The following is a 26198-nucleotide window of genomic DNA, read 5'->3' as shown; positions in this document are numbered from 1 at the left end:
GCCGGCGCGCAAAAGCAGGTCGATGATGTCTTGACCGCCCGCGCGGCATAAATCCGCCGGTTACTCGATTTCAAAGCCCGTCGCGCCTATGGCGCGGCGGGCTTTGTTGTTAAAATCATCCCGTTTATTGTGTCATGCCATCGGCCACGGCCGATGCACAGGAAGGATGAAGATATGCGTCTCAAGTTTGGCGCGGCCCTGATCTCGGCCGTCGTTTTGCTCTCTGCCTGCCAGCCCACACCACAAAATCAGGCCGCGCTGGGCGCGGTTTTGGGCGGCGCTGCGGGGCTCGCCGTGGCCGAGTTGACCGATGCCAATCCGCAATGGACAGCGCTTGCCGTGATCGGTGGCGCTGCGGCCGGTTCAGTGGTGGCACAGAACCAGACGACCAATGAATGTGCCTATGCTGACGGGCGCGGCGGCTATTTCGTGGCGCCCTGCCGCTGAGGCGCTGAAGATCGGCGCGCGGCGGGGTTGAGTTCCCGCCGCGACTCGGTGCAGGTCAAGACCAGCATCGAGAGAGGGACGCCGCGGATGAAACGATCCACCATTAACGCGATCATGGCCGAGGCGGATGAATTCATCCGCACCTTCGGTTTTGTCCTGCCGCCCTTCGCCTATTGGACACCCGAGCAGATGCGCACCAACCGTGAGGCCGCCGCGGCCCTGATCGCGGGGCGCATGGGCTGGGACATCACCGATTACGGGCAGGGCCGCTATGATGAGATGGGCCTGTTCCTGTTCACGCTCCGCAACGGGCGCTTGGCCGATCTGCAACGCGGCGGCGGCATGTGTTACGCCGAGAAACTGTTGATCTCCAAGCAAGATCAGCTTTCGCCGATGCATCGCCACTATCTCAAGGCCGAGGACATCATCAATCGCGGCGGCGCAAGCTTGGCGGTGGAGCTTTACGGCTCGGCCCCGGATGGGGCGTTCGACCCGCAGGCGGGCGGGCGCGTGATCTGTGACGGGATCGCGCGCGATTACGCCCCGGGCGAGGTGTTGATGCTTGCCCCGGGCGAAAGCGTCACGCTGATGCCCTGCGATTGGCATGCTTTCTGGGGCGAAGGCGGCGATGTGCTGATCGGCGAGGTCTCGACCGTCAATGATGACGAGACCGACAACTGGTTCCGTGACCCCATCGGCCGCTTCGCCGCCATCGACGAGGATGAGGCGCCGACGCATCTGTTGGTGTCGGATTACGGGACATGGCTGGCCTGAACTGGCACCCTGCGCTGCGCGCGCAGGCGCGGCTTGCCACGTGTCAGAGCGCCCGCCAGCCGATATCGCGCCGATAGACCCCATCGGGCCAGTCGATCCGTTCGACCATCCCGTAGGCGCGCGCGCGCGCCTCGGCCAGCGTCGCACCGCGCGCGGTGACGTTCAGCACCCGCCCACCATTGGCCCGGATCGTACCGCCCTCGGCCTTTGTCCCTGCGTGGAAAACCATGTTGTGGGAATCCTCCGGCAAGGCGTCGAGCCCGCCGATCACGCTGCCCTTGGCATAGCTACCCGGATAGCCCTTGGCCGCCATCACAACGGTCATGGCGTGATCATCGGCCCAATTCACCGCCATCTCGGCCAGCCGTCCCTCGGCGCAGGCCAGCATCAGGTCGAGCGCTTGGCCCCCCAAGCGCATCATCAAGACCTGACATTCCGGGTCGCCGAAGCGCGCATTGTATTCCACCAGCCGGGGTTGGCCGTTCTCGATCATCAGCCCGGCGTAAAGCACACCGCGATAGGGCGTGCCGCGCCGCGCCATCTCGGCGATGGTGGGTTTGACGATCTGGTCCAGTGCCAGCTGGGCCACGGCATCCGACAGGATCGGCGCGGGCGAATAGGCCCCCATGCCACCGGTATTGGGCCCGGTGTCGCCATCGCCGATGCGTTTGTGGTCTTGCGCGGTGCCGATGGGCAGAACGGTTTGTCCATCGCTCAGCACGAAGAACGAGGCCTCTTCGCCTGTCATGAACTCTTCGATCACAACTTCGGCGCCGGCCGCGCCGAAGGCACCGCCGAACATGTCGGTGATCGCGTCATGTGCCTCGGCGATGGTTTGAGCCACGACAACGCCCTTGCCTGCGGCCAGACCATCGGCCTTGATCACGATGGGCGCACCATGCGCGGTGACATGGGCGCGCGCGGCTTGCGCATCGGTAAAGCGCGCCCAGCCTGCGGTGGGCGCAGCACAGGCGTCGCAAATCTCTTTGGTGAAGGTCTTCGATGCCTCGAGCCGTGCCGCCTCCCGCGAGGGGCCGAACACCAGTACGCCAGCGGCCGCCAGTGCATCGGCCACGCCTGCGGCCAGCGGTGCCTCGGGGCCGATGATCACGAAATCGATCGATTCCTCGACAGCGAAGCCGACCACCGCTTCGCCATCCTCGACATCAAGCGCCGCGCATTCCGCGATCTTGTCGATCCCGGCATTGCCCGGTGCCACGATCAAACGGTCACATTTCGGGTTTTGCAGCACCGCCCAAGCCAGCGCATGTTCGCGCCCGCCACCACCGAGGATCAGGATGTTCAATTCCACCGCTCCGCTTGCTAGGATGGGGGTGCAATAGCGGGCCTTTCGGGGCGACACAACCAGCGGAGCCGGGCAAAGCATGGATGATCTGATCGAGGGCGACGGTCCGGGCCCCAACCCCGGCAATGCCCCGGAATTCACGGTTTCGGAAATCTCGGGCGCGGTGAAGCGCACGATCGAGGGCGGTTTTTCTCATATCCGCGTGCGCGGCGAGGTGGGCCGCCTATCCTTGCCGCGCTCGGGCCATGTCTATCTCGATCTCAAGGATGATCGCAGCGTTCTTGCCGCCGTGATCTGGAAAGGCACCGCCGCCCGCCTGACCCATCCGCCCGAAGAGGGGATGGAGGTGATCGTGACGGGCCGCCTGACGACCTTCCCCGGTCAGTCGAAATACCAGATGGTGATCGAGGATCTGCGCCCCGCGGGCGCGGGTGCGCTGATGGCCATGCTCGAAAAGCGGCGGTTGATGCTGGCGACCGAGGGGCTGTTCGATCCGGCCCGCAAGAAACCGCTGCCCTTTTTGCCCGGTGTGATCGGTGTCGTCACCTCGCCTTCGGGCGCGGTGATCCGCGATATCCTGCATCGGTTGCGCGACCGCTTTCCGCGTCATGTGCTGATCTGGCCCGTGGCCGTACAAGGCGCCAATTGCGCGCCTGAGGTCGCCCGCGCGATCCGGGGCTTCAACGCGATCACCCCCGGCGGTCCGATCGCGCGCCCCGATCTGATCATCGTGGCGCGTGGCGGCGGTAGCCTTGAGGATTTGTGGGGCTTCAACGAGGAAATCGTGGTGCGCGCCGCCGCTGAAAGCGCGATCCCGTTGATCTCGGCGGTGGGCCACGAAACCGATACCACGCTGATCGACCATGCCGCCGATCACCGCGCGCCTACGCCCACTGCGGCGGCCGAACGCGCGGTGCCGGTGCGGATGGACCTGCTCAATTGGCTGCGCCAACAAGATGGTATCCTGACCCGCGCCATGACCAGCGCGCTGGGCGCGCGGCGTCAACGCCTTGCCGATTTGTCACGCGCCTTGCCGCGCCCCGAAAGCTTGCTGGATGCAGCGCGTCAGCGCCTCGATCTGGCGGCGGCGGGGCTGGCACCGGCGCTCCGCCATCGCGGCAGCTTGGCGCGTGTGCGTGCCGATGGGGCGGCGGCCCGGCTTGGCCCGGCGCTTGAACGCACCTTGGCGCGCAAACGCCTTGGGCTTGGTCAAGCGGCCGCACGCCTCCACCCGGCGGCACTCAACGCCCAAACACGGCAGGCCCGCACCGATCTTGATCGGCTGATGCGCCGCCTCGATCCCAGCCGCGAGGCCCGCCGCTTGAGCGAGGCGCGCGCCCGTCTGGCCGATCTGGTCGGCCGCCTCGACCGAACGGCGGGACACACCATCGCCATGCGCCGTGAACAACTTGGTGCGCTTGACCGGCTTCATCGCACCTTGGGCTACACCGAGACGCTCAAGCGCGGCTACGCGGTGGTGCGCGCGGGCAAGGCCGTCGTTACGACAGAGGCCATGGCGCGTGGTCATGCAGCGCTCGAGGTCGAATTCGCCGATGGCAAATTGGCCGTTACCCCCTTGGGGGCCACGCCCAAGACCGCGCCGAAACCCGCACCGCCCAAAGCCGGCCCCGATCAGGGCCAGCTCTTTTAGCGCACAGGCCATCTTTGCTTCAAAAATACTCAGCAGCCGTTGCCACCCGCAGGCCACGCTTTGCGGAGCGGGCCCGTCATGATGCCCGCGAGACAGGCTCAGGTGCCGTAGGCGCGTGTCTGTCCCTGCACATCCTCGGCCGCGGCAATCAGCGCATCGGCGATGAAATCCAGCTCCGGCTTTGTCAAACGCACTGGCAGGCGCACGTCGCAGGCGCGCATCAGCATCGCACGCGTTTGCGGCAGGTCGGGCGTCTGGCCGGGAATGAAATGCCAGTTCCAGAAGGCGCGCGCATTGTCGGTCGACAGGCCGAAGATCTGCACCTTGACGCCGCGCGCCTCGGCAGCGGTGGCAAAGGCGCGCGCGTCGGCATCGGTGTCAAATCCCACCAGGTTGAACTGGATCGAGTCCGGCGCGCGATCCTCGGGCGCCAAGGGCGGGGGCACATCGAGCCAAGGCGAGCCGTTCAGCCGCCCCGCGACATAGTCGTGATTGGCCAGCCCATCGCGCACCCGGCGGGCAAGCTCGGGCAATTGCGGGCGGATCACCGCCGCCGACAAGTTTTGCAGCCGCATATTGTAAAGCGGCAACTGGTTTTGCCAGCGCGCAAAAGCCATCGCCAGTTCCGGGTCATTCTGCCCCTCGGGGCCTTTGTGCTTTTTCCAGTTATGCTCGTAAGCGCCTGACATGATCACGCAGCGCGCCGCCAGATCGGCATCATCGGTGATCAAGATGCCACCCTCGCCCGCATTGATCATCTTGTAGGATTGGAAGGAGAAACAGCCGATCTTGCCGATAGTCCCGATCTTGCGGCCATGCCACAGCGTGCCCAGCGAATGGGCCGCATCCTCGATCACCGGGATACCGCGCGCGTCGCACAGCGCCATGATGGCGTCCATGTCCGAGGTGTGACCGCGCATATGGCTGATGATCACGGCCTCGATCGTGTCATCGAGCTTGGCTTCGAAATCACCCATGTCGATGCGATAATTCTCGCCCACCTCGACCAGAACGGGCTGGAGGCGCGCATGCACCACCGCCGAAGGCACGGCCGCGAAGGTGAAGGCCGGGATCAAGACCCTTGCCCCCGGCGTCAGGCCCAATGCTTCGAGCGACAGAAAGATCGCCGCCGAGCATGACGATACGGCAAGCGCATATTTCGCGCCCAAGAGATCGGCGAATTCGCGCTCAAGCAGGGCCACAGGCGCGTCAGAGGGGGCGGTGTAGCGGAAAAGGTCACCCGATTGCAGCAGCCGGTCGATCTCGGCACGCGCGGATTCGGGGATCGGTTCGGCGTCGTAGACATTGGGTGCCAGCGCCATGGTTTCACCTTTTTGAAAACTACTATTCGGGAAATCTTATCCTGTCGGCCATGCGAAATCCAGCATGTCGTGGCGTCGTCATGAAAGCTTCACAGATATGGTGCGTGTCAGACGCCCAGCCTGTCGCGCAGGGCAAACCATGTCATGGCCAGCGTCAGGATCGGCGCACGCAGGCCAGCGCCACCGGGAAAGCGCCCCACCGGCAAAGCGGCCAGCGTCGTCAGCCCATCCTCTTGGCCCATCACGGCTTGGGCCATCACGCGCCCCGCCATGCCCGATAGCGCGACCCCATGCCCCGAAAACCCCGCCCCCGAGATAATGTTGGGGGCGACTTGGGCCACATGGGGCAGGCGCGACATGGTGATGCCAAGCGCGCCGCCCCAGACATGGGTGATGCCCACGCCCGCCAGTTGCGGGAAAAGCCGCAGCATGCGCGCCACCAGTGCGGTCTTGATGTCGCGCGGATAGGCGATGGAATAGCTTTCCCGCCCCCCGAACAGGAAGCGCCGTTCGGCGCTGAAGCGGTAGTAATTCACCACGAATTTGGAATCGGAAACCGCGATGTCGTCAGCCAAGACATCTTGCCAACGGTCGGGCAGGGGATCGGTCGCCGCGATGAAAGAGTTGATCGGCATGACGCGGGCATTCACTGCAGGCAAGATATTGGGCAAATAGCCATTGCCCGCGACGATGACATGGCCTGCCGTGACCTGTCCCTTGGGGGTTGTCAGCACGATCTTGGCACCGGGCGTGACCGACAACACCTCGGTCGTCTCGTAGATCACCGCACCCGCCGCCTCGGCCGCGCGGGCCAAGGCACGCGCATAGGCCAGCGGGTGCAGATGCCCGCCCGAAGGATCGAAGCCGCCACCGACATAAAGCGGCGATTTCACCAGCGCGCCGAATGCAGCGCGCTCCATGATGGTGATGTCCTGGCCATAGTGGTGGGCCATGTGATCGGCCTCGGCGCGCAGGTGATCAAGATCGGCCAAGCGATATTCGCCATGTGCCAGACCGGGACGAAACGCCGCCTCGGGCGCATGGGTTGTGCAGAAATCGCGCAGTTGATCCTTTGCCGCCTCTGACATGTCCCAAAGCGCGCGGGCGGTGCTTTGGCCCAAGCGCGATTCAAGCCAGCTTTGCGGCTTGTTGAAGCCCGATTGCACCTGCCCGCCGTTGCGCCCTGATGCACCGAAACCAACGCGGTGCGCCTCGAGGAGCATCACCTTGCGGCCCGCGCGCGCCAGCGTCAGTGCCGCCCAAAGCCCGGTGTAGCCCGCCCCGATGATCACCACATCGGCGCGATGCGCGCCCTGCAGTTCTGGGCGCAGCGGTTCGGGTGGCAAGGATGCGGCATACCAGCTGGGCGCATGTTCGCCGCGCGTATCGTTTCGATAAAGCGGGTTCATACGTTCAAGAGCAGATGCTGACGCTCCCACGGCGAGATGACTTGCAAGAACTCGTTATGCTCCAGCTCTTTAACGGCTGAATAGACGCGGCAGAACTCTTCGCCCAGCGTGCGTTGGATCGTCTTGTTGGCGCGCAATAGCCCCAGCGCGTCGCCCAAGCCCCGCGGCACGCCGCTTTGCAATTGATAAGCATCGCCCGCGAAAGGATCGGAAGGGCCGGTTTTCTCGATCAGCCCAACCAGCCCGCAAGCCAGCGATGCGGCGATGCCTAGATAGGGGTTGCAATCCATCCCGGGCAGGCGGTTTTCCACCCGCCGCGCCGAAGGCTCCGACACCGGCACGCGCAGCCCCGTGGTGCGGTTGTCGCGCCCCCATTCCAGATTGATCGGGGCTGCGAAATCGGGGACGTAGCGGCGATAGCTGTTCACATAAGGCGCCAAGAGCGCGATGACCGCGGGCATGTTGCGCTGCATGCCGCCGATGAAATGCATGAATTCCGGCGTTTCCGTACCATCGGGGTTTGAAAAGATATTCTCGCCCGTTTTCAGGCTGACCACCGAGTGATGGATATGCATGGCCGAGCCCGGTTCCCCCTCGATCGGTTTAGCCATGAAGGTGGCATAGCAATCATGACGCAGCGCCGCCTCGCGGATCATGCGTTTGAAAAAGAACATCTCGTCGGCAAGTTTCACCGGATCGCCATGGCGCAGGTTCAACTCGATCTGGCCCGCGCCGCCCTCTTGCAAGATCCCGTCGATTTCAAGGCCCATGGCTTCGGCGAAATCATAGATATCGTCGATCACCTTGCCGTATTCATCGACTGCCGACATGGAATAGGCCTGACGCGCGGCCGCGCGCCGCCCCGAGCGGCCCATCGGCGGCTCGATCTCGCGGGCGGGGTCGGTGTTGGGGGCGACAAGGTAGAACTCCATCTCGGGGGCGACGATGGGGTCAAGGCCCATCTCGTTATAAAGCTCCACCACCCGTTTGAGCACATTTCGCGGTGCGAAGGGCACGGGGTTTCCCGCCTGATCCTTGATGTCGTGGATCACCTGCAGCGTGGTATCGGCTGTCCAAGGCGCGGGTGTGGTGGTCGAGAAATCAGGCGTCAGGATCATGTCGGGTTCGGTGAACCCATCGGCGACATCATCGGCCCAATCGCCGGTGATGGTTTGGAAAAAGATCGAATTGGGCAGGTAGAAAAAGGGCTGGCGGGCGAATTTGCCACCGGGCATGGCCTTGCCGCGTGCGATGCCCGCCAGATCGGCGACGATACATTCCACCTCGTCGATGGCGCGCCCCTCAAGATAACTGCGCGCAACATCGGGCAATTTTTCCAACAGCTCGTGGACGGATTGCGAACTCATGCGCGCACCTCTTGGGCAAAGGGGATGCGGGTCGCGGGCGCGCCCTCCAACACATCGGCGAGCCAATCGCCGATCATTGCGCTGTTGACGGGGCGATCCAGATCGGCGCGCGCTTGGGCCAGCATCTCTGGCGGCACGGTGGTGGGGCGGTTGTCGATCAGCGCATCGATTACGCTGGGCGGAAATTCTGGGTGGGGCTGAATGGTCAAGATATGCGCGCCATGGGCCAAAACGGCGTTTTGGGTAAAGCTGTTGGCGCCCAAAACGCTGGAGCCTGGGGGCAGGGTCACGACCTGATCTTGGTGCCAGGCAAATAGAGAGACATCGCGCCCGCCGATCTGGTAATTGCGATGGCCCGCTGACCAGCCGCCGGTGAACTTCTCGACCCGACCGCCAAGGGCTTGGGCGATGATCTGGTGACCGAAGCAGATGCCCACCATGGGCTTTTGCAGGTCGCGGATATCGCGGATCAAGTCCTCGAGCGGGGCGATCCACGGGTGATCCTCGTAAGCGCCATGACGCGAGCCGGTGACGAGCCATGCATCCGCATCATCCGGGCCGGAGGGAAAATCCATATCCACCACCGAGAATGTGCGCAGGGTAAAGCCGCGATTGGCGAACAGCTTGCCGAAAAGATCGGTATAGGTGCCATCGCGTGCTGCGACCTGTTCGGGAACATGGCCGGTCTGAAGGATGCCGAGGATCATGATTTGGCTCTTTTGAAAGAATACCCACAAGCTATGCCTGCCCGCGTCGCCGGGCAAGGGGGCGCGCTTAGCGGATCAGTTGTGGCCGGATACGCAGCCGCGTGCGCTGTGTATTGGGCAGGTGACGATTGAGGCGCGCATTGATCAGCGCGAACACCGCGATGATCACCAGTGTCAGCGCCACGAAGTAAAGCGCCACGATGGGATAGGGGATGAAGGGGTTGAAGGTGCGGTCGGCGAAGTAGTTGGCGTAATAAAGCGCATCGCCGCGCTGTTGAAAGGCGGGGAAGGACGAGAAGAACACCAGCGCAGTGGCATGGAAGAGAAAGATCGCCTCATTCGTATAGGCGGGCCAAGCGAGCCGCATGGTGGTGGGGAAGGTGATGCGCCGAAAGCGTTTCCAGCCCGACAGACCATAGGCATCGGCGGCTTCCAGATCGCCCTTCGGCACATTCCTGAGCGCGCCGTAGAAAATCTCGGCCGAATAGGCGGATGTGTTGAGGAAAAGCACGATCAGCGCGCCCAGCCACGCACGCGCGAACCAACGGGTTTCTGCCGCGATCTCGACCCCCAACAGCGTGAATTCGATGCCCACACGCGGCAGCATCACGAAAGCTTCATAGGCCATGAAGAATTGAATGAAGAGTGGCGAGCCTCGGAAGATGAAAATGAACCATTCGGCGGGCTTGCGGATCAGGCGGCTGGGCTGGGCCTTGGCCACGGCCAGCGCCACGGCGAAGAAAAAGCCGAAACTGAGCGCCAGAATGCCAAAATAAACATTCCACATCATGCCCGAGCCGATCAGCACGAATTGTTGGCACAAGCTGATATCAGCCTGCGGCAAAAGCCGCTCGCCGATCCCAAGCGCGCGCAGCCCATATTGTTCCAGCGCCTCTGCGCAGATCATGTCGTGGCCTTTCGGAACGCCTCGCCCGCCGCTGTCGCCTGTCCGCGCGACAATCGCACGGTCAAGCGCGCCAGCCCGATCTCGGACACCCGCGTCAGCAAGAGGTAAAAGACCAACAGCGCCAGGAAATACCAAAACCGCCAGTCGGGGTGGGGGTATTGGTAGGCCGAATTGCGCGAGCCGCCCAGTTCACGCGCCCAATAGACGATGTCCTCGATCCCCAAAAGGAACAATAGCGGCGTGGCCTTGATCAAGATCAGCCAGATATTGCTCAACCCCGGCAGGGCATAGATCCACATCTGCGGCACGAGGATGCGCCAGAACACTTGCCCGCGCGACATGCCATAGGCGGCAGCGGTTTCCAGCTGCGCATGGGGGACCGCGCGCATCGCGCCGTAAAGCACATTGCCGCAAAAGGCGCCAAAGACGATGGCATAGGTGAAGACCGCCAAGCCGAAGCCGTAAAGCTCATGCACCCATTGGGGCGCGTTGCTCGATGGGGTGCGTGCTTCGGGGCAAACCAGGAAATTGGCGCCTTGGCGGATATCCTCGGTCCAATCGGGGCAGGCGATCTGGTGGCGCAGATATTCGATGCCCTGGTCGAGCACGAGGATGAAGAAGAGGAAGAAGACGATATCGGGCACGCCGCGCACCATGGCGGTGTAAAGCTTGCCCAGCCATGCGACCGGCAAGATCGGGCTGCGCGATGCGGCGGCTGCCGCGAAGCCGAAGGCAAGCGAGACAGGGGCCGTCACGGCCAAAAGCGCGAAAACGACGAGAAAGGACTGGTAGAACAGGAAATGCGCGCCGTTGGTCAGGTAGCAGCTGAACCAACGGAAGGTCTCGAGGGTCGCGGGATCGGTGCAGAACTCGAACATGCGCTCTTTCGGTCAGATCGCGGGGGGCGCTGCCCCCCTTCGCGCTTGCGCGCACCCCCCGGAGTATTTGGGAAGCAAAGATTGAGGCGGCGTTAACCTTGATGGAACGGAAAAGGGGGGCGGGCGCATGGCCTGCCCCCCAAGCCCATGGATCAGAAGGTTGCGGCGCCCTCGCCGAACCACTGCAGGATCAACGCGTTGAGCGAGCCGTCTTCCTTCATCGCGGTGATGGCGGCATCAAAGGCTTCGCGACGCGCGTCACCCTCGCGCAGCGCCATGCCGACACCGCCGCCGAGCTGGACGGGCTCGCCCACGATCATCAGATCGGCGTCTTCATCTGCGATGGGCAGAAGGTAGTCGCCATCGGCGAAAACGGCGTCGGCCTCGCCGTTGCGGACGGCGGCGACGGTTTCATCGGGGGTGGCGAACTCGATCAAGGTCGCGCCGGAGGCAGCGATATAGCCCGCCTGGATCGTGTTGGTCTGGGCTGCGATGACGGCACCCTCAAGCGTGAAATCCTCGGACATGCCCATGAAGAGCGAGGAAGCGGGCGGGTAGTAGGCTTGGGTAAAATCGACGATCGCCTCGCGTTCCTCGGTGATCGACATGCCCGCGATGATGGTGTCGTAATTGCCGCTCGTCAGGTTGGGGATGATGCTGTCCCAATCATTGGTGACCCATTCACAGGTCAGCTGCGCGCGCGCGCACATCTCGTCGCCCAGATCGCGCTCGAAGCCTGCGATCTCGCCTTGGTCATTGATGAAGTTGTAGGGAGGGTAGGCGCCCTCCGTGCCCATGCGCACGACGTCTTGGGCGCTTGCAGCACCGGCTGCGATGGCCAGAAGGCTGGCGGTCAGTATCAGGTGTTTCATCTTGGTCTCTCCCGGTTCTTTGTTGGGGTCGGTCTTGCCTCAGGCCGCTTTGAAATGGCTGAGGAATTGCTGCAGGCGCGCGGATTGCGGGGCGCCGAATAGGGTGTCTGGCGGGCCTTCTTCTTCGATCTTGCCTTGGTGCAGGAAGATCGTCCGGCTCGACAGGTCGCGGGCCATGCGCATGTCATGGGTGACGAGGATCATGGTGCGCCCTTCTTCGGCGAGCGCGCGGATCACGCGCACCACCTCTTGTTCCAATTCGGGGTCGAGGGCGGAGGTGGGTTCGTCGAAGAGCAGGGCGCGCGGTTCCATGCAAAGCGCGCGTGCGATGGCGGCGCGTTGTTGTTGGCCGCCCGAGAGCTGTGCGGGCCAAGCATCTGCCTTGTCGGCGATGCCCACTTTCTCGAGATAGGCGCGCGCGCGGGCCTCGACCTCGGCCTTGGGTTGGCCAAGGACGCTGACCGGGGCCTCCATCACATTTTGCAAGATCGTCATATGCGACCACAGATTGAACTGCTGGAAGACCATCGACAGGTTGGTGCGGATGCGGCGGATCTGTTCGGTATCGGCGGGGCGGCGGCTGGCGCCTGCGCCCTTCCAGCGGACCGGCTCGCCCTCGAAGATGATCTCGCCCGCTTGGCTGTCTTCGAGCAGGTTGGCGCAGCGCAAAAGCGTCGACTTGCCCGAACCCGATGAGCCGATGAGCGCGATCACCTCACCGGCATGGGCGGTCAGGTCGACGCCACGCAGAACCTCGAGCGACCCGAAGCTTTTGTGCAGGCCGCTAATCTGGATGACCGGTAATGTGGCAGCGCTTGCCGCAGGCATGCAGGCGATTTCCCCGTGCTGATCGTGGGATTTGCACTTAACCGTCATGCGATTGCAACAGTGATGTGGCAATTGACCTTGGGTCAATGCCTGCCTTCTTTGCATCGCTTGGGTGTATGCTCAAGGATCGGGCGGCAGCGGCAGCGCGAGATAGGCCGCCTTGTCGATCTGCACGATGCCGCGCAGATCGAGCGCTGCGCGCGCGGCCGGATCAAGCCGTGCAAGACCTTGTGAAACGGCTTCCGCCACCGCAGATGGCGGGTGCGCAAGGGCGGTGATCAGCGGCAAGCCGGGGGTGGGTGGCGTTCGCGCGATCTCGAACGCCGGGTCCGCCCCCGCGTGGCGCAGCAATAGCCGCCAAGTCTGCGCATCGATCGCGGCCAGATCCGCCAAGCCATCGGCCACCGCGCGGGCCGAGGCGGCATGGGCCCCCGTCACCGTCACGTGGCCGAACGCGATATCGTGCGCGACGGTCCATGCCGCGAGGGCCGCCCAGCCCGATTGGCTGAGCGGGTCGTTGATCGCGAGCCTTGGGCGATGGGGCAGCGGGCCGGGCCGCGCGATGATGACCGAGTTGTAATGGCCGGGCGGGCAGCCGGGCAGGTCGTAATCGGGCGTGGCGACAAGTGCCACCTTGTCATGCAGATGCGCTCGAAAAGGTAACCCGCAGGTCTGTGCCAAGACCAAGCCCGGATCTTGCCACATGGCCCATGGATCGCCATCGCGCACCAGCGTGTCGGGGGCGGCGATCTGCATGCCGCGCAGCGCGTCGCGAATATGGCCCCAGAATGTATCGCTCGCCCAGCGGATCTCTGGGCGGTCATACATGGGAAGGGCCGCGATCATCGGGTCGGCTAGCCGCTGTAATGGGTCTGTTCGACCCGCAGCCGGGCAAGGTTGCTGTCGCGATCATTGACGCCGAGCATGGGCGCGACCATGCGCAAAAGCGCGTCTTCTTCATGGTCGCGGGTGCCATCGGCGAGGGCCACGAACCACATCGCCTCGATCACTTGCACACGGTCCTCATAGGGCACGCAATCCTTGATCGCGCGGGTAAAGCGCACAGTATCGGGGGCGGCAGCCTCGAGCGCTTCTGCCTCAGCACGCAGCGCAGTCGCGGCGCTGTCCGACAAGGCGTAGCGATGGGCCAAGGCGCGGTCGATCTGCATCTGTTCGATCACGGCATAATCGCCATCGGTGCGGGCCACGCGCACAAGCAATGCTGCCAGCGCAAGGCGTGCGTCGCCATTGGGCAGGGGGGCGGGGTCTGTGGCCGTCAAGCGGCGGATCAGGTCAGTTATCATGGTGACCGATATAGGCCCGCTTGGCGGCGCTGGAAAGCACCCTTGGCGCCGATTGGGTGCGCATCATGCCCCAGCGGCCTTTTCGCGAATCCTTTGACAGCTTGCCAAGTGCTGCGGTATGAATTGAACAAGCGTTCAATTAATGGAGGGGTTGGCGCCATGTTTCTTGGTTCGATGCGGTTCGATCTGGGCGAAGAGGTCAACGCCTTGCGCGACATGGTGCATGCTTGGGCGCAAAAGCGCATCAAGCCACTGGCAGCCGAGACCGATCGCGAAAACGCCTTTCCCAACGCGCTATGGCCCGAAATGGGTGCGCTGGGCCTGCTTGGGATCACGGTCGAAGAGGAATTCGGCGGCGCGGGCATGGGCTATCTGGCCCATCTGGTCGCAGTCGAAGAGGTCAGCCGCGCCTCAGCCTCCATCGGGTTGAGCTATGGGGCGCATTCCAATCTCTGCGTCAACCAGATCCGCCTGAACGGCACCGCGCCGCAAAAGGCGCAATTTCTGCCCGGGCTGGTCTCGGGCGAACATATCGGCGCGCTGGCCATGTCGGAGGCCGGGGCAGGCTCTGATGTCGTGGGCATGCAACTGCGCGCCGAAAAACGAAACGATCGCTACGTTCTGAACGGCACGAAATATTGGATCACGAACGGCCCCGATGCCGACACGCTGGTCGTCTATGCCAAGACTGACCCGGCCGCTGGCTCCAAGGGGATCACCGCCTTCATCGTGGAAAAGACGATGAAGGGCTTCAGCGCCTCACCGCATTTCGACAAGCTGGGCATGCGCGGCTCGAACACTGCCGAGTTGATCTTCGACGATGTCGAAGTGCCGTTCGAGAATGTGCTGGGCGACGAGGGGCGCGGTGTGCGCGTCTTGATGAGCGGGCTGGATTACGAGCGCGTCGTGCTTTCGGGCGTCAATATCGGCATTATGGCGGGCTGTCTCGACGAGGTGATGCCCTACATGGTCGAGCGCCGCCAGTTCGGGCAAAGCATCGGGAATTTCCAACTGATGCAGGGCAAGATCGCCGATATGTACACCGCGATGAATTCGGCCCGTGCCTATGCCTATGAGGTGGCGAAGGCCTGTGACCGGGGCGAGGTCACCCGCGCCGATGCCGCCGCTTGCGTCCTTTATGCCAGCGAAGAGGGGATGAAGGTGGCCCATCAGGCGGTGCAGGCGATGGGGGGCGCGGGCTTTTTGGCCGATGCGCCCGTCGCGCGCATGTTCCGCGATGCCAAGCTGATGGAAATCGGGGCAGGCACCTCCGAGATACGGCGCATGCTGATCGGGCGCGAATTGATGGCGGCGATGGCATAGGTGGGCGTGTTGCGTGGTCTGATCCTTCCATTGATTGCGGGTCTGGTCGTGGCAGGGGCGTTCGGCCTGTGGCTGGGTTTGCGCGCCCTGCCGCCCGGCGAGACCGCGATCATCGAAGCACAGGCCGCGCGCTATGTCGCCGAAACGGGCGGCCAGCCCACCGATTGCGCCGCGCGCCCGGCCGCGATCGCAGGGGTGCGGCTGGTCGTGACCTGCCGTGCCGATTGGGCCGTGGCGGTCGATAACTGGGGGCGCGAGGTCGCGCTGCCCGATTTGGGGCCGAAGACATGAGGCAACATCATGCGCAGCGTAGGATCTCGCGCCAGAGGGGGGGCACGCCATGCGCCTGACATCGCAGTTCACCGCCACCGCGCAGGAGGCGCGCGACAACCGCGCGGCCCATCTGAGCGCCTTGGACGAGATCGCACAGGCCGCCGCCTTGGCCGCCGATGGCGGGGGGCCAAAAGCGCGTGATCGCCATGTCGCACGCGGCAAGATGTTGCCGCGCGCGCGGGTGGCCAATCTTCTGGATGCGGGCGCGCCCTTTCTCGAGATCGGGGCGCTGGCGGGCCATGATCTGCACGACGGCGCGGCCCCTTGTGGCGGGCTGATCGCCGGTGTCGGTCTGATCGAAGGGCGGCAGGTCATGGTGATCTGCAACGACGCCACGGTGAAGGGCGGCACCTATTTTCCGATCACCGTGAAAAAGCACCTGCGCGCCCAAGAGATCGCCGCCCAATGCCGCCTGCCTTGTGTCTACCTTGTCGATAGCGGCGGTGCCAACCTGCCCAATCAGGACGAGGTTTTCCCCGACCGCGATCATTTCGGCCGGATCTTCTACAATCAGGCGCAGATGTCGGCAGCGGGCATCGCCCAGATCGCGGTCGTGATGGGATCATGCACTGCGGGCGGTGCCTATGTGCCGGCCATGTCGGATGTCTCGATCATCGTGAAAGACCAAGGCACGATCTTTCTGGCAGGGCCACCCTTGGTGCGCGCGGCCACGGGCGAAATCGTCAGCGCCGAGGATCTGGGCGGCGGCGATGTGCACACGCGCCTCTCGGGTGTGGCAGATTACCTGGCCGAGGATGATGCCCATGCGCTGGCGCTGGCAAGGCGGGCTGTGCGGTCGCTGGGGCAGGGCGGAGGCGGCACTTGGATTGCACCCACCCTACGGGGCCGCGATCCGGCCTATGATCCGGATGAATTGCTGGGGGTCGTGCCCGCCGCGTTGAGCACGCCCTATGACATCCGCGAGGTGATCGCGCGCATCGTCGACGACAGCTGGTTCGATGAATTCAAACCCCGTTTCGGCGAAAGCATCGTGACGGGGTTCGCCCAAGTGATGGGCATGGATGTGGGGATCGTGGCCAATAACGGCGTGCTGTTTTCCGAAAGCGCGCAAAAGGCGGCCCATTTCGTGCAGCTATGTTCGCAGCGCAAGATCCCGCTGGTGTTCTTGCAGAACATCACCGGCTTCATGGTCGGCCGCAAATATGAAAACGAGGGCATCGCGCGGCACGGGGCCAAGATGGTGACGGCGGTGGCGACCACGGCGGTGCCGAAGATCACCATGCTGGTGGGCGGCTCGTTCGGGGCGGGCAATTACGGCATGGCTGGGCGCGCCTATTCCCCACAATTCCTGTGGGCCTGGCCCAACAGCCGCATATCCGTGATGGGCGGCGCACAGGCAGCAGGCGTGCTTGCAACCGTCAAGCGCGACGCGATGGAGCGCGCGGGCCAAGACTGGTCGGCCGAGGCCGAGGCCGAATTCAAGCGCCCCACGATCGAGATGTTCGCGCGGCAATCGCACCCGCTTTATGCATCGGCGCGGCTGTGGGATGACGGGGTGGTCGATCCGCGCAAGTCGCGCGAGGTGCTGGGGTTGTCGCTGGCGGCGGCGCTCAATGCCCCGGTGGAGGAGACGCGCTTTGGCGTCTTCCGGATGTGAGGGCTGGTAGGTCTTGTGCTTGGGGGCTTCGCCAAAGGCTGCGGGTCCCCTAGCGATCATTGGGAAACAGGGAACATGGTGACATTGGCCGAGGTGAAGGCGCGCTATCCGGGGGCCGAGACCTACCGATTTGGTGAAAGTGCAGCGTTATCTGACGCATTGTTGTCGCTGGTCCGGGCGGGCAAGAAGCGCGCCACCTGCGCCTCGGACGCGGAGATCGCGGCGGGAGAGGCGCCGGCGGTGGTCGGGCGCTGCGATATCGTACTCGATTTCGAAGATGTGCCGCAGCTGGTGACAAGGACGCTGGAGTTGGTGCGGGTGCGCTTCTGCGACATGACCGAGAAGATGGCGCTGATGGAGGGCGAGGACGAGAGCCTCGCCGATTGGTGCGCAGGGCACGAGCGCTACTATCGGGGGCTCGGCATTTTCGACCCGGACATGTGGCTCATTTGGGAGCGGTTCGAGATTGTCGAGGACCTGAGGGAGGGACGCTGATGTTCCGAAAGATCCTGATCGCGAACCGGGGCGAGATCGCCTGCCGCGTGATCGACACCTGCCGCAGGATGGGTGTGGGCACGGTGGCCGTATACTCCGACGCGGATGCGCGCGCCCGGCATGTGGCGATGGCCGACGAGGCGGTGTGGATCGGCAGGCCCAAGCCCTCCGAAAGCTACCTGAGGGGCGATACGATCATCGCCGCGGCGCGGGCGACGGGGGCGCAGGCGATCCATCCGGGCTACGGGTTCCTGTCGGAGAACCCGGGTTTCGTGGAGGCGGTGGAGGCGGCGGGGCTGGTGTTCATCGGCCCATCGGCGGCGGCGATCCGGGCGATGGGGCTGAAAGATGCCGCCAAGGCGCTGATGGCGCAGGCCGGTGTGCCGGTCGTTCCCGGCTATCACGGCGACGACCAAGACCCCGCGCATTTGGCGAATGCCGCCGATGCCATCGGCTACCCGGTTTTGATCAAGGCCGTTGCGGGCGGCGGCGGCAAGGGGATGCGTTCAGTCGGCCGCGCCGAAGACTTCGCCTCCGCGTTGCAGAGCGCCAAGGATGAGGCGGCCGGCGCCTTCGGCAATGACGCTGTTCTGATCGAAAAACTCATCAATGCCCCTCGCCATATCGAGGTGCAGATCTTCGGCGATGGCACGCGCGCGCTGCATCTGTTCGAGCGGGATTGCTCGCTCCAGCGTCGCCACCAGAAGGTGATCGAGGAGGCGCCAGCACCCGGCATGACCGCGGAAATGCGTGCCGCGATGGGGCAGGCGGCGGTGCGGGCCGCCGAGGCGATCGGCTATGCCGGTGCAGGCACGGTCGAGTTCATCGTCGACGGCTCCCGCGGGCTGCGCCCGGACGGGTTCTGGTTCATGGAGATGAACACGCGGTTGCAGGTCGAACATCCGGTGACGGAGGCGATCACCGGCGTCGATCTGGTGGCATGGCAGTTGCGCGTGGCGGCTGGCGAGGCGCTGCCTTGCGCGCAGGCGGATCTTGCGATCACCGGCCATGCCTTCGAGGCGCGGCTTTATGCCGAGGATGTGCCCGCGGGCTTTTTGCCTGCCACGGGGCGTCTGACGCATCTGCGGTTTCCCGATGCAGTGCGCGCCGATACCGGGGTCAGGGCAGGCGACGAGATATCGCCTTGGTATGATCCGATGATCGCCAAGATCATCGTCCATGGGCCGACGCGCGCCGTGGCGCTGCAGCAGCTCTCAGCCGCGCTGGCTGGTACGCAGGTGGCGGGGTCGGTGACGAACCTGTCCTTTCTGCGCAGGCTGGCCATGCATGCCGATTTTGCCGTGGGCGATGTCGATACGGGGCTGATCGGGCGCGATCTCGATGCTCTCGCGGCGGCCCCCGTCCCTTGCCCGCGCGTATGGTCGCTTGCCGCAATGGGTGCGCTTGGGCTTGACGCGGTGGCGGGGCCGGTCAGCGGTTTCACGCTATGGGCGCCGCTCAAGCGGCAAGTGGCGCTGCGCCATGAAGGCGAGACGCAGTTGTTGGCAGTCGAGCTGTTGCCCGGCGGGGTGGGCCGTGTCGATGTCGCGGGGGCTGTACATCTCGTGGCGCGCGGGCCTACGGGCTGGCGGATCGACGGTGCGCCGGTTGCGGCCGAAATCGTGAACGCGGCGGCGACGGTGAGCGTTTTCTGGGACGATTGCTACAGTTTCGATATCGTTGACACCTTGGCGGTGGCCAGCGCCGCCACGGAAGGGGCGGGCCGGATTGCCGCGCCGATGCCGGGGCTCGTCAAGGCGGTCTTCGTGGCTGCTGGCGACAGCGTGGCGGAAGGCGACAGGCTGGCCATCCTCGAGGCCATGAAGATGGAACATGTGTTGGTCGCCGGTCGCGATGGGATCGTGGCCGAGGTACTGGTCGATGCCGGTGCGCAGGTCGCGGCCGGAGCGACCTTGATCAACTTGGCGGAGGAGGATGCATGATCCGCTTGCATCACGTGCCATGGGGGCGCTCGTTCCGGGTGATGTGGCTCTTGCGGGAGATGGGCATCACCCCTGACGAGATCATCCGTTACCGCATCGGCGCGCCCGAGATGCGCGCGCCGGGGCTGATAGGTGTCTCGCCCGCGGGCCGCATCCCGGCGCTGGAAATCGATGGGATCACGATCTTCGAAAGTGCCGCGATCTTGCAATATTTGTGCGAAACGCGCCCCGCGCTTGGTTTCGGTCGGGCGCCGGGTCATGTCGAGCGGGTGCGCTATCTCGAGGCATTGGGATTTGCCGAAACGCAAGCCAGCCTGATCGAACAGTTGAACCTTAACCACCTATTCTTGCGCCCGCCCGCGCGGCCATCGGCGACGGTGGTCAAGCTCAATACCCTCAGGCTTGCTGATACGCTGCGCGCGCTCGAGGGGATGGTGCAAGGCGATTACCTGCTGCCATCGGGTTTTTCTGCGGCGGATGCGATGCTGGGCTTCAACCTGTTCGCAGCACCCTTTTTTGTGCGGATGGACCCCTACCCGACGCTCCGCGCCTATTGGGAGCGTCTGCAGGCGCGGCCCGCTTTTCAAGCCGCTGCAGCGATCGAGGGGCCGCAGACATTCTATGCGCAGGATTTCTACCCGGTGCCGGTCGATGGCTGAGCGAGTCGAGATTTTCGAGGTCGGCCCGCGCGACGGGTTGCAGAACGAAAAGCGCCTGATCCCTGCTGCCGACAAGATCGCGCTGGTCGATGCGCTGTCGCGTGTCGGGTTTCGCCGGATCGAGGTGACGAGTTTCGTCAGCCCCAAATGGGTGCCGCAAATGGCCGATGCGGCCGAGGTCATGGCCGGGATCGCAAGGGCTCCGGGGGTGCGCTACGCAGCACTTGCGCCGAACCTCAAGGGTTTCGCGGCGGCAGTGGCGGCGGAGGCCGATGAAGTGGCGATTTTCGGCGCGGCGTCCGAGGCGTTCTCAAAGGCCAATATCAATGCCAGCATCGCCGAAAGCCTTGACCGCTTTGCCCCGGTGGTCGCGGCGGCGCAGGACTTGGGCATGCCGGTGAGGGGGTATGTGAGCTGCGTCGTGGCCTGCCCCTATGCCGGGGACATCGCACCGGAGCAGGTGGCGCGTGTCGCCGCGGCGATGCGGGAGATGGGGTGCTACGAGGTCTCGCTTGGCGACACGATCGGTGCGGGCCGGCCCGAGACAGTGGCGCGGATGCTCGACGCGGTGGCGCAATCAGTGCCTGTGGATCGCCTTGCGGGGCATTTCCATGATACCGGGGGGTGGGCACTTGCGAATATCGATGCGGCCCTCGATCTTGGGCTTCGGGTATTCGATGCGGCCGTGGGTGGTTTGGGTGGCTGCCCCTATGCGCCGGGTGCGCCGGGCAATGTGGCCACGGAAGCAGTCGCGCGGCACCTTGCGGCGCGGGGCTATGACACGGGGCTGGATTTCGATGCGCTGGGCGCGGCGGTGGGCTTGGCCAAGGGGATGCATGATGGAAACGCTTGATCTTGATGTGGACGGCGATGGCGTGGCTTGGCTGCGGTTGAACCGGCCCGCCGTGCATAACGCGATGGATGCCGAGATGATCGACGCCTTGACCCAAACGGCCGGTCGCTTGGGGCGCGATCCGGCGGTGAGGGTGGTGGTTCTCACCGGGAATGGCGCGTCATTTTGTGCCGGGGGCGATCTGGGCTGGATGAAAGCACAGATGGCGGCCGATGGGGCGAGCCGGGCGAAGAATGCAACGGCTTTGGCGCAGATGCTTTCAGCGCTCGACACCATGCCAAAGCCCTTGATCGGTCGTGTGCAGGGGCAGGCTTTTGGTGGTGGGATCGGCTTGATCAGCGTCTGTGATGTGGCCATCGCCACGCAAGATGCGCGATTGGGGCTGACCGAGGTGCGGCTGGGGCTGATCCCGGCCACCATTGGCCCCTATGTCGTTGCCCGGATGGGGGCTGCAAGGGCGCGCGAGGTGTTTTTCTCAGGGCGTCTGTTCGATGCCGATGAGGCGGTCAGGCTGGGTCTATTGGCGCGTGCCGTCCCCGCCGCGGGCCTGGATGCGGCGATCGCCGCCGAGATCGCGCCCTATCTGCGCGCGGCACCCGGTGCTGTTGCGGCGGGAAAAAAGCTGGTGGCCGATCTGGCCGCGCCCATCGACGCGGCGGGAATTGCCATGACGATCGACGCGTTGGTGTCGCGATGGGAAAGCGAAGAAAGCGCCGAAGGGATCACTGCGTTTTTCGAGAAACGCCCGGCGCGATGGGTCCGATAGACATCTGTTTGGGGGGTGCGAATTTTCGGACGAAAATTCGGGGGGCGCTGCCCCCGCCGCGGCTTTGGGCCGCGTCTCCCCCGGGATATTTATGAAACGAAGAAGCGAAGAGGGTGAGATGCAGGCTGTTTGGTATGAAGACTTCGGTGCGGCGCATGATGTGCTGCAACTGGGTGAGATGGCGACGCCGCAGGCGGGGCCGGGCGAGGTTTTGGTCGCGCTCAAGGCATCTGGCGTGAACCCGTCCGATGTGAAGCTGCGCGCTGGTGCGCGGGTGGGCGCCATGATGGTCTATCCGCGTGTCGTGCCCCATTCCGATGGCGCTGGTGTCATCGAAGCGGTCGGTGCCGGTGTCGATCCGGCCCGGATCGGTGAGCGGGTCTGGGTTTGGAACGCGGGCTGGCAGCGGGCCTTGGGCACGGCTGCAAGCCATGTGGCCTTGCCCGCCGAACAGGCGGTGCGCCTGCCCGATGCGACGACTTTCGCCGAAGGGGCGTGTTTTGGCATTCCGGCGATGACCGCATGGTATGCGGTGATGGGCGATGGGCCTGTCGCGGGTCAGACCGTTCTTGTGACGGGCGGGGCGGGCAGTGTGGGGCGCTACGCGGTGCAGATGGCGCGGGCCGCCGGCGCGCGGGTGATCGCCACCGTTTCATCGGCGAGCAAGGCGGCGCATTCAACCGCGCAGGAATGGGTGAATTATCGTGATACCGATGTCGCCGAGGCGGTGCGCGAGATGACCGGTGGGGCGGGTGTCGACCGGATCGTGGATGTCGATTTCGGCGCCAATCAAGCTGCCAATCTGGCCTTGATCAAGCCCGGCGGCACGATCGCGGCTTATGCCAGTGCCGCGGATATGTCGCCGACGTTGGATTTCTATCCCTTCATGTTCCGCAACACGCGGCTGCATATGCTGATCGTTTACCAGCTTGCCGGTGCGATGCGGCGGGCGGGCGAGGTGCAGGTGACGCGGTGGTTGGAGGCGGGTGTGCTCGACCATGCCGTTGTGCCCGGTGGCGGGCTTGCCGATTGCGCGCATGCCCATCAGTTGGTCGCGGCAGGCGAAAAATTGGGGACGGTTGTGCTGGACATCTGACCCCGCCGCCGTGTTAGCGTGCCGTCCGGGAGGCGCGCAGGGCCCCGAAGGTCTTGCCGCGTGAAGGGGAGGGATCAGATGACTGGCTATCCAAATCGGCATGCCGCGGTGGTGATCGACGCGGTGTCGATCACCCAAAAGCTGATGGAAGGTCGGGTCGGGCGGCGCGACGAAACGGCCATCATCGATGGGCCGAGTGGTCAGGTAATGACGGCTGGCCAGATGATCGAGCGCATAGAACGGCTGGCTGGCGGGTTGACCGAGCGTGGGGTTCTACCCGGCGGCACGGTCGCGATCTTGGCGCCGAACATGCCCGACTACCCGGTCGTGTTTCACGGTGTGGCCTGGGGCGGGGGCACGGTGACGACCATCAACCCCAGCTATACCGCGCCTGAAATTCACTACCAGCTCAACGATGCAGCGGCGGTGATGCTGGTGACGATACCCGCCTTTGCCGAGATCGCGCGCAAGGCCGCGGAAGGCACGGCCGTGCGCGATATCGTGGTGATCGGGGCGCAATCGGGGCTGTCGCTCGAGGATATGATGGGCCAGCCGATGCGTGAGCAGGCGCCGATCGACCCCGAAACGCATGTTGTCGTCTTGCCCTATTCATCGGGGACGACGGGCCGGCCCAAGGGTGTGATGCTCACCCATCGCAACCTCGTGGCCAATGTGACCCAATCGGGGGCCGTATCGGGCGTGACGCCGCAAGATGTCGCCATCGCGTTTTTGCCGTTCTTTCACATTTACGGGATGACGGTGTTGATGAACCTGTTCTTGCAGCAAGGTGCGCAGCTGGTGACGATGCCGCGCTTCGATCTGGAGATGTTCTTGCGCCTGATCGAAACCCATCGTGCGACGCGGCTTTATATCGTGCCGCCCGTGGCGCTTGCCTTGGCCAAGCATCCGCTTGTCGATCAACATGATGTCTCGAGCGTGGTCGAGATTTTCTCGGGTGCGGCCCCCTTGGGCGCAGAGACCGAGAAGGCCATCGCCGCACGTTTCGGCGCGCGCGCGGTGCAGGGTTATGGCATGACCGAGTTGAGCCCGATCTCGCATATGACGGTGGCCGGACATATTCGCCATGGCTCCAGCGGGCAGGCCGTGCCGCTGACCGACTGCCGGATCGTCGATCCGTCCGATCTGCGCGATCTGCCCCCCGACACGGAGGGCGAGCTTTGGATTCGCGGCCCACAGGTGATGAAGGGCTATCTGAACAACCCCGACGCAACCGCCGAGACCTTGACCCAAGATGGCTGGTTGCGGACCGGCGATCTCGCGATCATCGACGCGGATGGGTTCATGTTCATCCGCGACCGCTTGAAGGAGCTGATCAAGGTCAAGGGCTTCCAAGTTGCCCCCGCCGAGGTCGAGGCGGCGCTGTGCAGCCATCCCGCCATTGCCGATGCCGCCGTGATCGGGCGCCCCGACGAAGAGGCGGGCGAGGTGCCGGTCGCATTCGTCGTCGCCGCTGCGGGTGCCACGCTTGATGCCGCGGTGTTGCGCGCCCATGTCGCCGCATGCTTGGCCAGTTACAAACATCCGGCCGAATATCGCTTTGTCGAGAGCGTGCCGAAAAGCGCCTCGGGCAAGATCCTGCGCCGCGAATTGCGCGCGGTGCTTTAGGAGGGTCTTAGGGGCGGGTGGCCATCATCATCTCATGCACCGCTGCCATGCCGCGATCCGCCATTGCGCTGACCTCGGCGGCATGGGCATGCAGGGCTGCGACCAATGTGGGGTCGGTGCTGGTTTGGGTCACGATAATTTCCGCATCGGTATAGTCGATCACGGTGTCGAGCCGATCGCCGCGCGCAAAGAAGATATCGAGCGTGGGGCTTTGGATGAAGATCTGTGGATCGCGCCCCTGTTCGACGCGCGCGATCATGCCCGCCACATGGGCAATCAGCGCATCCATCACCGCCGGGTCGCTTGATCCCGTAACCGTGCGGATCCCGTCGGGCAGATTTTCGACCGTCCGGCTGATCGTGGTGAAGTTCTGAAACATCACAGCCAGTTCGGCAGTTTCCTGATCCGTGGCATCGAGGCCGCGCAGACCTGGCATATTGGCCATATCATGGCCCATCATGCCGCCCGCCCCATGCTGATGCATGCCATGCCCGTGGCCCGCCATTTGCGCCAGCGCCCCGCCCTGCCACAAAAGCGCAAGACCCGCGCCAAGCGCGACGGCGAGGGCAAGTACAAAAGGACGGCGGATCAGCATGGGAGGACTTTCGCGAAATTGATTTACAATGTCATCTATATCAGACGTAGCGCGGCGTCCATCAAAGATCGCCCGCCACCCCGTTTTGCCGCACCTCGCCCCGTTGACCCCTTGCCGCGCGCGGCGTAAATCAACCCACAAGCGACCGGACCGGCGGGGTATCTCGCCTGCGTCACAGATCACCCCAGGGACGAGCCAAGGGATACCCATGACCGCGCTCATGTCAGATTACGCCCCGATCCTGATTTTCCTGGCCCTTGCCATCGGGCTGGGCCTTGTCTTGATCCTTGCCGCATTTGTCGTCGCGGTGAAGAACCCCGATCCCGAGAAGCTGTCGGCCTATGAATGCGGGTTCAACGCCTTCGATGACGCGCGGATGAAATTCGACGTGCGCTTCTACCTCGTGTCGATCCTGTTCATCATCTTCGACCTCGAGATCGCGTTCCTGTTTCCATGGGCGGTGGCCTTTCCGGGTCTGAGCGATCTGGCCTTTTGGTCGATGATGGTTTTCTTGGGCGTGCTGACGATCGGCTTTGCATATGAGTGGAAGAAGGGGGCGCTGGAATGGGAGTGATGACAGGCACCAATACAGCCGGCCCCGATCTTGAAGTCACGACCGCCGCGTTGAACCGCGATCTGCAGGACAAAGGGTTCCTCGTCACCTCGACCGAGGACATCATCAATTGGGCGCGCACGGGTTCGCTGCACTGGATGACCTTCGGTCTCGCCTGCTGCGCGGTCGAGATGATGCACACCTCCATGCCGCGTTATGACGCGGAACGCTTCGGGATCGCGCCGCGCGCCTCTCCGCGCCAATCCGATGTGATGATCGTGGCGGGCACCTTGACCAACAAGATGGCGCCGGCGCTACGCAAGGTCTACGACCAGATGCCCGAGCCGCGCTATGTCATCTCGATGGGGTCTTGCGCCAATGGCGGGGGCTACTATCACTACAGCTATTCCGTGGTGCGCGGCTGTGACCGGATCGTGCCGGTCGATATCTACGTGCCGGGCTGCCCGCCGACCGCCGAGGCGCTTCTTTACGGTATCCTCCAGTTGCAGCGAAAGATCCGCCGCACAGGCACCATCACGCGGTAAGCTGGCGCTTGCGCGAAGGAG

At 64.2% G+C, this 26198-nt stretch carries 27 protein-coding genes; 15 read left to right on the top strand and 12 right to left on the bottom strand.

The features are described 5' to 3' along the window. Positions 1-174 precede the first annotated feature (174 nt). Together ACTG4J_RS03750 and ACTG4J_RS03745 are read left to right on the top strand one after the other, a co-directional pair. Complete coding sequence (locus tag ACTG4J_RS03750) at positions 175-447, top strand: glucose-6-phosphate isomerase (protein WP_439137225.1); 273 nt, start codon at positions 175-177, stop codon at positions 445-447. 87 nt (positions 448-534) lie between these two features. Continuing rightward, complete coding sequence (locus ACTG4J_RS03745) at positions 535-1221, top strand: D-lyxose/D-mannose family sugar isomerase (RefSeq protein WP_439137224.1); 687 nt, start codon at positions 535-537, stop codon at positions 1219-1221. 43 nt (positions 1222-1264) lie between these two features. Here the strand turns inward: ACTG4J_RS03745 and purD are convergent, their stop codons facing one another. Continuing rightward, positions 1265-2527, bottom strand: a complete 1263-nt coding sequence (gene purD / locus ACTG4J_RS03740) for a phosphoribosylamine--glycine ligase (RefSeq protein WP_439137232.1) — start codon at positions 2525-2527, stop codon at positions 1265-1267. 79 nt (positions 2528-2606) lie between these two features. On the opposite strand from purD, the gene xseA reads away from it, so the two are divergent. Continuing rightward, the gene (xseA, locus tag ACTG4J_RS03735) at positions 2607-4178 is read left to right on the top strand and encodes an exodeoxyribonuclease VII large subunit (protein WP_439137223.1); all 1572 of its coding nucleotides are present in this window, start codon (positions 2607-2609) and stop codon (positions 4176-4178) included. 98 nt (positions 4179-4276) lie between these two features. On the opposite strand, the gene ACTG4J_RS03730 is transcribed toward xseA, so the two are convergent. The 10 genes from ACTG4J_RS03730 to ACTG4J_RS03685 form a co-directional block, all read right to left on the bottom strand. After that, the gene (locus tag ACTG4J_RS03730) at positions 4277-5500 is read right to left on the bottom strand and encodes a DegT/DnrJ/EryC1/StrS family aminotransferase (protein ID WP_439137221.1); all 1224 of its coding nucleotides are present in this window, start codon (positions 5498-5500) and stop codon (positions 4277-4279) included. A gap of 107 nt (positions 5501-5607) precedes the next feature. Further along, positions 5608-6909: an NAD(P)/FAD-dependent oxidoreductase gene (locus ACTG4J_RS03725; protein WP_439137220.1), complete on the bottom strand. Its 1302-nt coding sequence runs from the start codon at positions 6907-6909 to the stop codon at positions 5608-5610. Further along, on the bottom strand, positions 6906-8276 hold the full coding sequence (locus tag ACTG4J_RS03720) for a glutamine synthetase family protein (protein ID WP_439137219.1): 1371 nt from the start codon (positions 8274-8276) through the stop codon (positions 6906-6908). The genes ACTG4J_RS03725 and ACTG4J_RS03720 overlap by 4 nt, the downstream gene beginning before the upstream one ends. Next, positions 8273-8983, bottom strand: a complete 711-nt coding sequence (locus tag ACTG4J_RS03715; protein WP_439137218.1) for a type 1 glutamine amidotransferase — start codon at positions 8981-8983, stop codon at positions 8273-8275. The genes ACTG4J_RS03720 and ACTG4J_RS03715 overlap by 4 nt, the downstream gene beginning before the upstream one ends. 67 nt (positions 8984-9050) lie before the next feature. Continuing rightward, entirely contained in the window at positions 9051-9890 is an 840-nt protein-coding gene (locus ACTG4J_RS03710) for an ABC transporter permease (RefSeq protein WP_439137216.1), read from the bottom strand. Next, positions 9887-10768, bottom strand: a complete 882-nt coding sequence (locus ACTG4J_RS03705) for an ABC transporter permease (RefSeq protein WP_439137214.1) — start codon at positions 10766-10768, stop codon at positions 9887-9889. The genes ACTG4J_RS03710 and ACTG4J_RS03705 overlap by 4 nt, the downstream gene beginning before the upstream one ends. Before the next feature lie 152 nt (positions 10769-10920). Continuing rightward, entirely contained in the window at positions 10921-11640 is a 720-nt protein-coding gene (locus tag ACTG4J_RS03700; RefSeq protein WP_439137212.1) for a transporter substrate-binding domain-containing protein, read from the bottom strand. 39 nt (positions 11641-11679) lie between these two features. Beyond that, a complete protein-coding gene (locus ACTG4J_RS03695) occupies positions 11680-12468 on the bottom strand; it encodes an ABC transporter ATP-binding protein (RefSeq protein ID WP_439137211.1) in 789 nt (262 codons plus the stop codon). A 120-nt stretch (positions 12469-12588) separates the two neighbouring features. Beyond that, positions 12589-13296: a phosphate/phosphite/phosphonate ABC transporter substrate-binding protein gene (locus ACTG4J_RS03690; RefSeq protein ID WP_439137209.1), complete on the bottom strand. Its 708-nt coding sequence runs from the start codon at positions 13294-13296 to the stop codon at positions 12589-12591. 26 nt (positions 13297-13322) lie between these two features. After that, the gene (locus ACTG4J_RS03685; RefSeq protein ID WP_439137207.1) at positions 13323-13772 is read right to left on the bottom strand and encodes a TerB family tellurite resistance protein; all 450 of its coding nucleotides are present in this window, start codon (positions 13770-13772) and stop codon (positions 13323-13325) included. A 159-nt stretch (positions 13773-13931) separates the two neighbouring features. On the opposite strand from ACTG4J_RS03685, the gene ACTG4J_RS03680 reads away from it, so the two are divergent. The 10 genes from ACTG4J_RS03680 to ACTG4J_RS03635 all read left to right on the top strand — a co-directional run bounded on the left by ACTG4J_RS03680 (position 13932) and on the right by ACTG4J_RS03635 (position 24484). Continuing rightward, the gene (locus ACTG4J_RS03680; RefSeq protein ID WP_439137205.1) at positions 13932-15095 is read left to right on the top strand and encodes an acyl-CoA dehydrogenase family protein; all 1164 of its coding nucleotides are present in this window, start codon (positions 13932-13934) and stop codon (positions 15093-15095) included. Between the two features lie 9 nt (positions 15096-15104). Continuing rightward, positions 15105-15386 (top strand): hypothetical protein, encoded by a 282-nt coding sequence (locus tag ACTG4J_RS03675; RefSeq protein ID WP_439137203.1) that lies wholly within the window; start codon positions 15105-15107, stop codon positions 15384-15386. Between the two features lie 49 nt (positions 15387-15435). Beyond that, the gene (locus tag ACTG4J_RS03670) at positions 15436-17046 is read left to right on the top strand and encodes a carboxyl transferase domain-containing protein (RefSeq protein WP_439137202.1); all 1611 of its coding nucleotides are present in this window, start codon (positions 15436-15438) and stop codon (positions 17044-17046) included. 75 nt (positions 17047-17121) lie between these two features. Then, positions 17122-17541: an ASCH domain-containing protein gene (locus ACTG4J_RS03665; RefSeq protein WP_439137201.1), complete on the top strand. Its 420-nt coding sequence runs from the start codon at positions 17122-17124 to the stop codon at positions 17539-17541. Further along, a complete protein-coding gene (locus tag ACTG4J_RS03660) occupies positions 17541-19484 on the top strand; it encodes a biotin carboxylase N-terminal domain-containing protein (RefSeq protein WP_439137199.1) in 1944 nt (647 codons plus the stop codon). Before ACTG4J_RS03665 ends, ACTG4J_RS03660 begins: the two co-directional genes overlap by 1 nt. Next, on the top strand, positions 19481-20143 hold the full coding sequence (locus ACTG4J_RS03655) for a glutathione S-transferase family protein (RefSeq protein WP_439137197.1): 663 nt from the start codon (positions 19481-19483) through the stop codon (positions 20141-20143). Before ACTG4J_RS03660 ends, ACTG4J_RS03655 begins: the two co-directional genes overlap by 4 nt. Then, positions 20136-20996 carry a hydroxymethylglutaryl-CoA lyase gene (locus tag ACTG4J_RS03650; protein ID WP_439137196.1) on the top strand — a complete coding sequence of 287 codons (861 nt, stop codon included), beginning with the start codon at positions 20136-20138 and terminating at the stop codon, positions 20994-20996. Before ACTG4J_RS03655 ends, ACTG4J_RS03650 begins: the two co-directional genes overlap by 8 nt. Continuing rightward, positions 20980-21762, top strand: a complete 783-nt coding sequence (locus tag ACTG4J_RS03645; protein WP_439137194.1) for a crotonase/enoyl-CoA hydratase family protein — start codon at positions 20980-20982, stop codon at positions 21760-21762. Before ACTG4J_RS03650 ends, ACTG4J_RS03645 begins: the two co-directional genes overlap by 17 nt. A gap of 118 nt (positions 21763-21880) precedes the next feature. Beyond that, the gene (locus ACTG4J_RS03640) at positions 21881-22858 is read left to right on the top strand and encodes an NADPH:quinone reductase (RefSeq protein WP_439137192.1); all 978 of its coding nucleotides are present in this window, start codon (positions 21881-21883) and stop codon (positions 22856-22858) included. A gap of 78 nt (positions 22859-22936) precedes the next feature. After that, positions 22937-24484, top strand: a complete 1548-nt coding sequence (locus tag ACTG4J_RS03635) for an AMP-binding protein (RefSeq protein WP_439137190.1) — start codon at positions 22937-22939, stop codon at positions 24482-24484. 7 nt (positions 24485-24491) lie between these two features. Here ACTG4J_RS03635 and ACTG4J_RS03630 read toward each other — a convergent pair whose 3' ends face one another. Further along, positions 24492-25079: a hypothetical protein gene (locus tag ACTG4J_RS03630; protein ID WP_439137188.1), complete on the bottom strand. Its 588-nt coding sequence runs from the start codon at positions 25077-25079 to the stop codon at positions 24492-24494. 208 nt (positions 25080-25287) lie between these two features. On the opposite strand from ACTG4J_RS03630, the gene ACTG4J_RS03625 reads away from it, so the two are divergent. Together ACTG4J_RS03625 and ACTG4J_RS03620 are read left to right on the top strand one after the other, a co-directional pair. After that, the gene (locus ACTG4J_RS03625; RefSeq protein WP_439137186.1) at positions 25288-25653 is read left to right on the top strand and encodes an NADH-quinone oxidoreductase subunit A; all 366 of its coding nucleotides are present in this window, start codon (positions 25288-25290) and stop codon (positions 25651-25653) included. Further along, positions 25653-26177: a NuoB/complex I 20 kDa subunit family protein gene (locus ACTG4J_RS03620; RefSeq protein WP_439137230.1), complete on the top strand. Its 525-nt coding sequence runs from the start codon at positions 25653-25655 to the stop codon at positions 26175-26177. Before ACTG4J_RS03625 ends, ACTG4J_RS03620 begins: the two co-directional genes overlap by 1 nt. Positions 26178-26198 lie beyond the last annotated feature (21 nt).

Origin of the sequence: Roseicyclus sp., from assembly GCF_965662675.1 — a bacterium.
Lineage (GTDB): Bacteria > Pseudomonadota > Alphaproteobacteria > Rhodobacterales > Rhodobacteraceae > Roseicyclus.
Note: the sequence above shows the minus strand (reverse complement) of the source record. Positions and strands in the feature narration are given on the sequence as shown.

Bases quoted from the DNA above. Each gene is read 5' to 3' on its own strand.
- ACTG4J_RS03750 (WP_439137225.1), top strand. From the start codon at position 175: ATGCGTCTCAAGTTTGGCGCGGCCCTGATCTCGGCCGTCGTTTTGCTC.
- ACTG4J_RS03745 (WP_439137224.1), top strand. From the start codon at position 535: ATGAAACGATCCACCATTAACGCGATCATGGCCGAGGCGGATGAATTC.
- xseA (WP_439137223.1), top strand. From the start codon at position 2,607: ATGGATGATCTGATCGAGGGCGACGGTCCGGGCCCCAACCCCGGCAAT.
- ACTG4J_RS03730 (WP_439137221.1), bottom strand. From the start codon at position 5,500: ATGGCGCTGGCACCCAATGTCTACGACGCCGAACCGATCCCCGAATCC.
- ACTG4J_RS03725 (WP_439137220.1), bottom strand. From the start codon at position 6,909: ATGAACCCGCTTTATCGAAACGATACGCGCGGCGAACATGCGCCCAGC.
- ACTG4J_RS03720 (WP_439137219.1), bottom strand. From the start codon at position 8,276: ATGAGTTCGCAATCCGTCCACGAGCTGTTGGAAAAATTGCCCGATGTT.
- ACTG4J_RS03715 (WP_439137218.1), bottom strand. From the start codon at position 8,983: ATGATCCTCGGCATCCTTCAGACCGGCCATGTTCCCGAACAGGTCGCA.
- ACTG4J_RS03710 (WP_439137216.1), bottom strand. From the start codon at position 9,890: ATGATCTGCGCAGAGGCGCTGGAACAATATGGGCTGCGCGCGCTTGGG.
- ACTG4J_RS03705 (WP_439137214.1), bottom strand. From the start codon at position 10,768: ATGTTCGAGTTCTGCACCGATCCCGCGACCCTCGAGACCTTCCGTTGG.
- ACTG4J_RS03700 (WP_439137212.1), bottom strand. From the start codon at position 11,640: ATGAAACACCTGATACTGACCGCCAGCCTTCTGGCCATCGCAGCCGGT.
- ACTG4J_RS03695 (WP_439137211.1), bottom strand. From the start codon at position 12,468: ATGCCTGCGGCAAGCGCTGCCACATTACCGGTCATCCAGATTAGCGGC.
- ACTG4J_RS03690 (WP_439137209.1), bottom strand. From the start codon at position 13,296: ATGTATGACCGCCCAGAGATCCGCTGGGCGAGCGATACATTCTGGGGC.
- ACTG4J_RS03685 (WP_439137207.1), bottom strand. From the start codon at position 13,772: ATGATAACTGACCTGATCCGCCGCTTGACGGCCACAGACCCCGCCCCC.
- ACTG4J_RS03680 (WP_439137205.1), top strand. From the start codon at position 13,932: ATGTTTCTTGGTTCGATGCGGTTCGATCTGGGCGAAGAGGTCAACGCC.
- ACTG4J_RS03670 (WP_439137202.1), top strand. From the start codon at position 15,436: ATGCGCCTGACATCGCAGTTCACCGCCACCGCGCAGGAGGCGCGCGAC.
- ACTG4J_RS03665 (WP_439137201.1), top strand. From the start codon at position 17,122: ATGGTGACATTGGCCGAGGTGAAGGCGCGCTATCCGGGGGCCGAGACC.
- ACTG4J_RS03660 (WP_439137199.1), top strand. From the start codon at position 17,541: ATGTTCCGAAAGATCCTGATCGCGAACCGGGGCGAGATCGCCTGCCGC.
- ACTG4J_RS03655 (WP_439137197.1), top strand. From the start codon at position 19,481: ATGATCCGCTTGCATCACGTGCCATGGGGGCGCTCGTTCCGGGTGATG.
- ACTG4J_RS03650 (WP_439137196.1), top strand. From the start codon at position 20,136: ATGGCTGAGCGAGTCGAGATTTTCGAGGTCGGCCCGCGCGACGGGTTG.
- ACTG4J_RS03645 (WP_439137194.1), top strand. From the start codon at position 20,980: ATGATGGAAACGCTTGATCTTGATGTGGACGGCGATGGCGTGGCTTGG.
- ACTG4J_RS03640 (WP_439137192.1), top strand. From the start codon at position 21,881: ATGCAGGCTGTTTGGTATGAAGACTTCGGTGCGGCGCATGATGTGCTG.
- ACTG4J_RS03635 (WP_439137190.1), top strand. From the start codon at position 22,937: ATGACTGGCTATCCAAATCGGCATGCCGCGGTGGTGATCGACGCGGTG.
- ACTG4J_RS03630 (WP_439137188.1), bottom strand. From the start codon at position 25,079: ATGCTGATCCGCCGTCCTTTTGTACTTGCCCTCGCCGTCGCGCTTGGC.
- ACTG4J_RS03625 (WP_439137186.1), top strand. From the start codon at position 25,288: ATGACCGCGCTCATGTCAGATTACGCCCCGATCCTGATTTTCCTGGCC.
- ACTG4J_RS03620 (WP_439137230.1), top strand. From the start codon at position 25,653: ATGACAGGCACCAATACAGCCGGCCCCGATCTTGAAGTCACGACCGCC.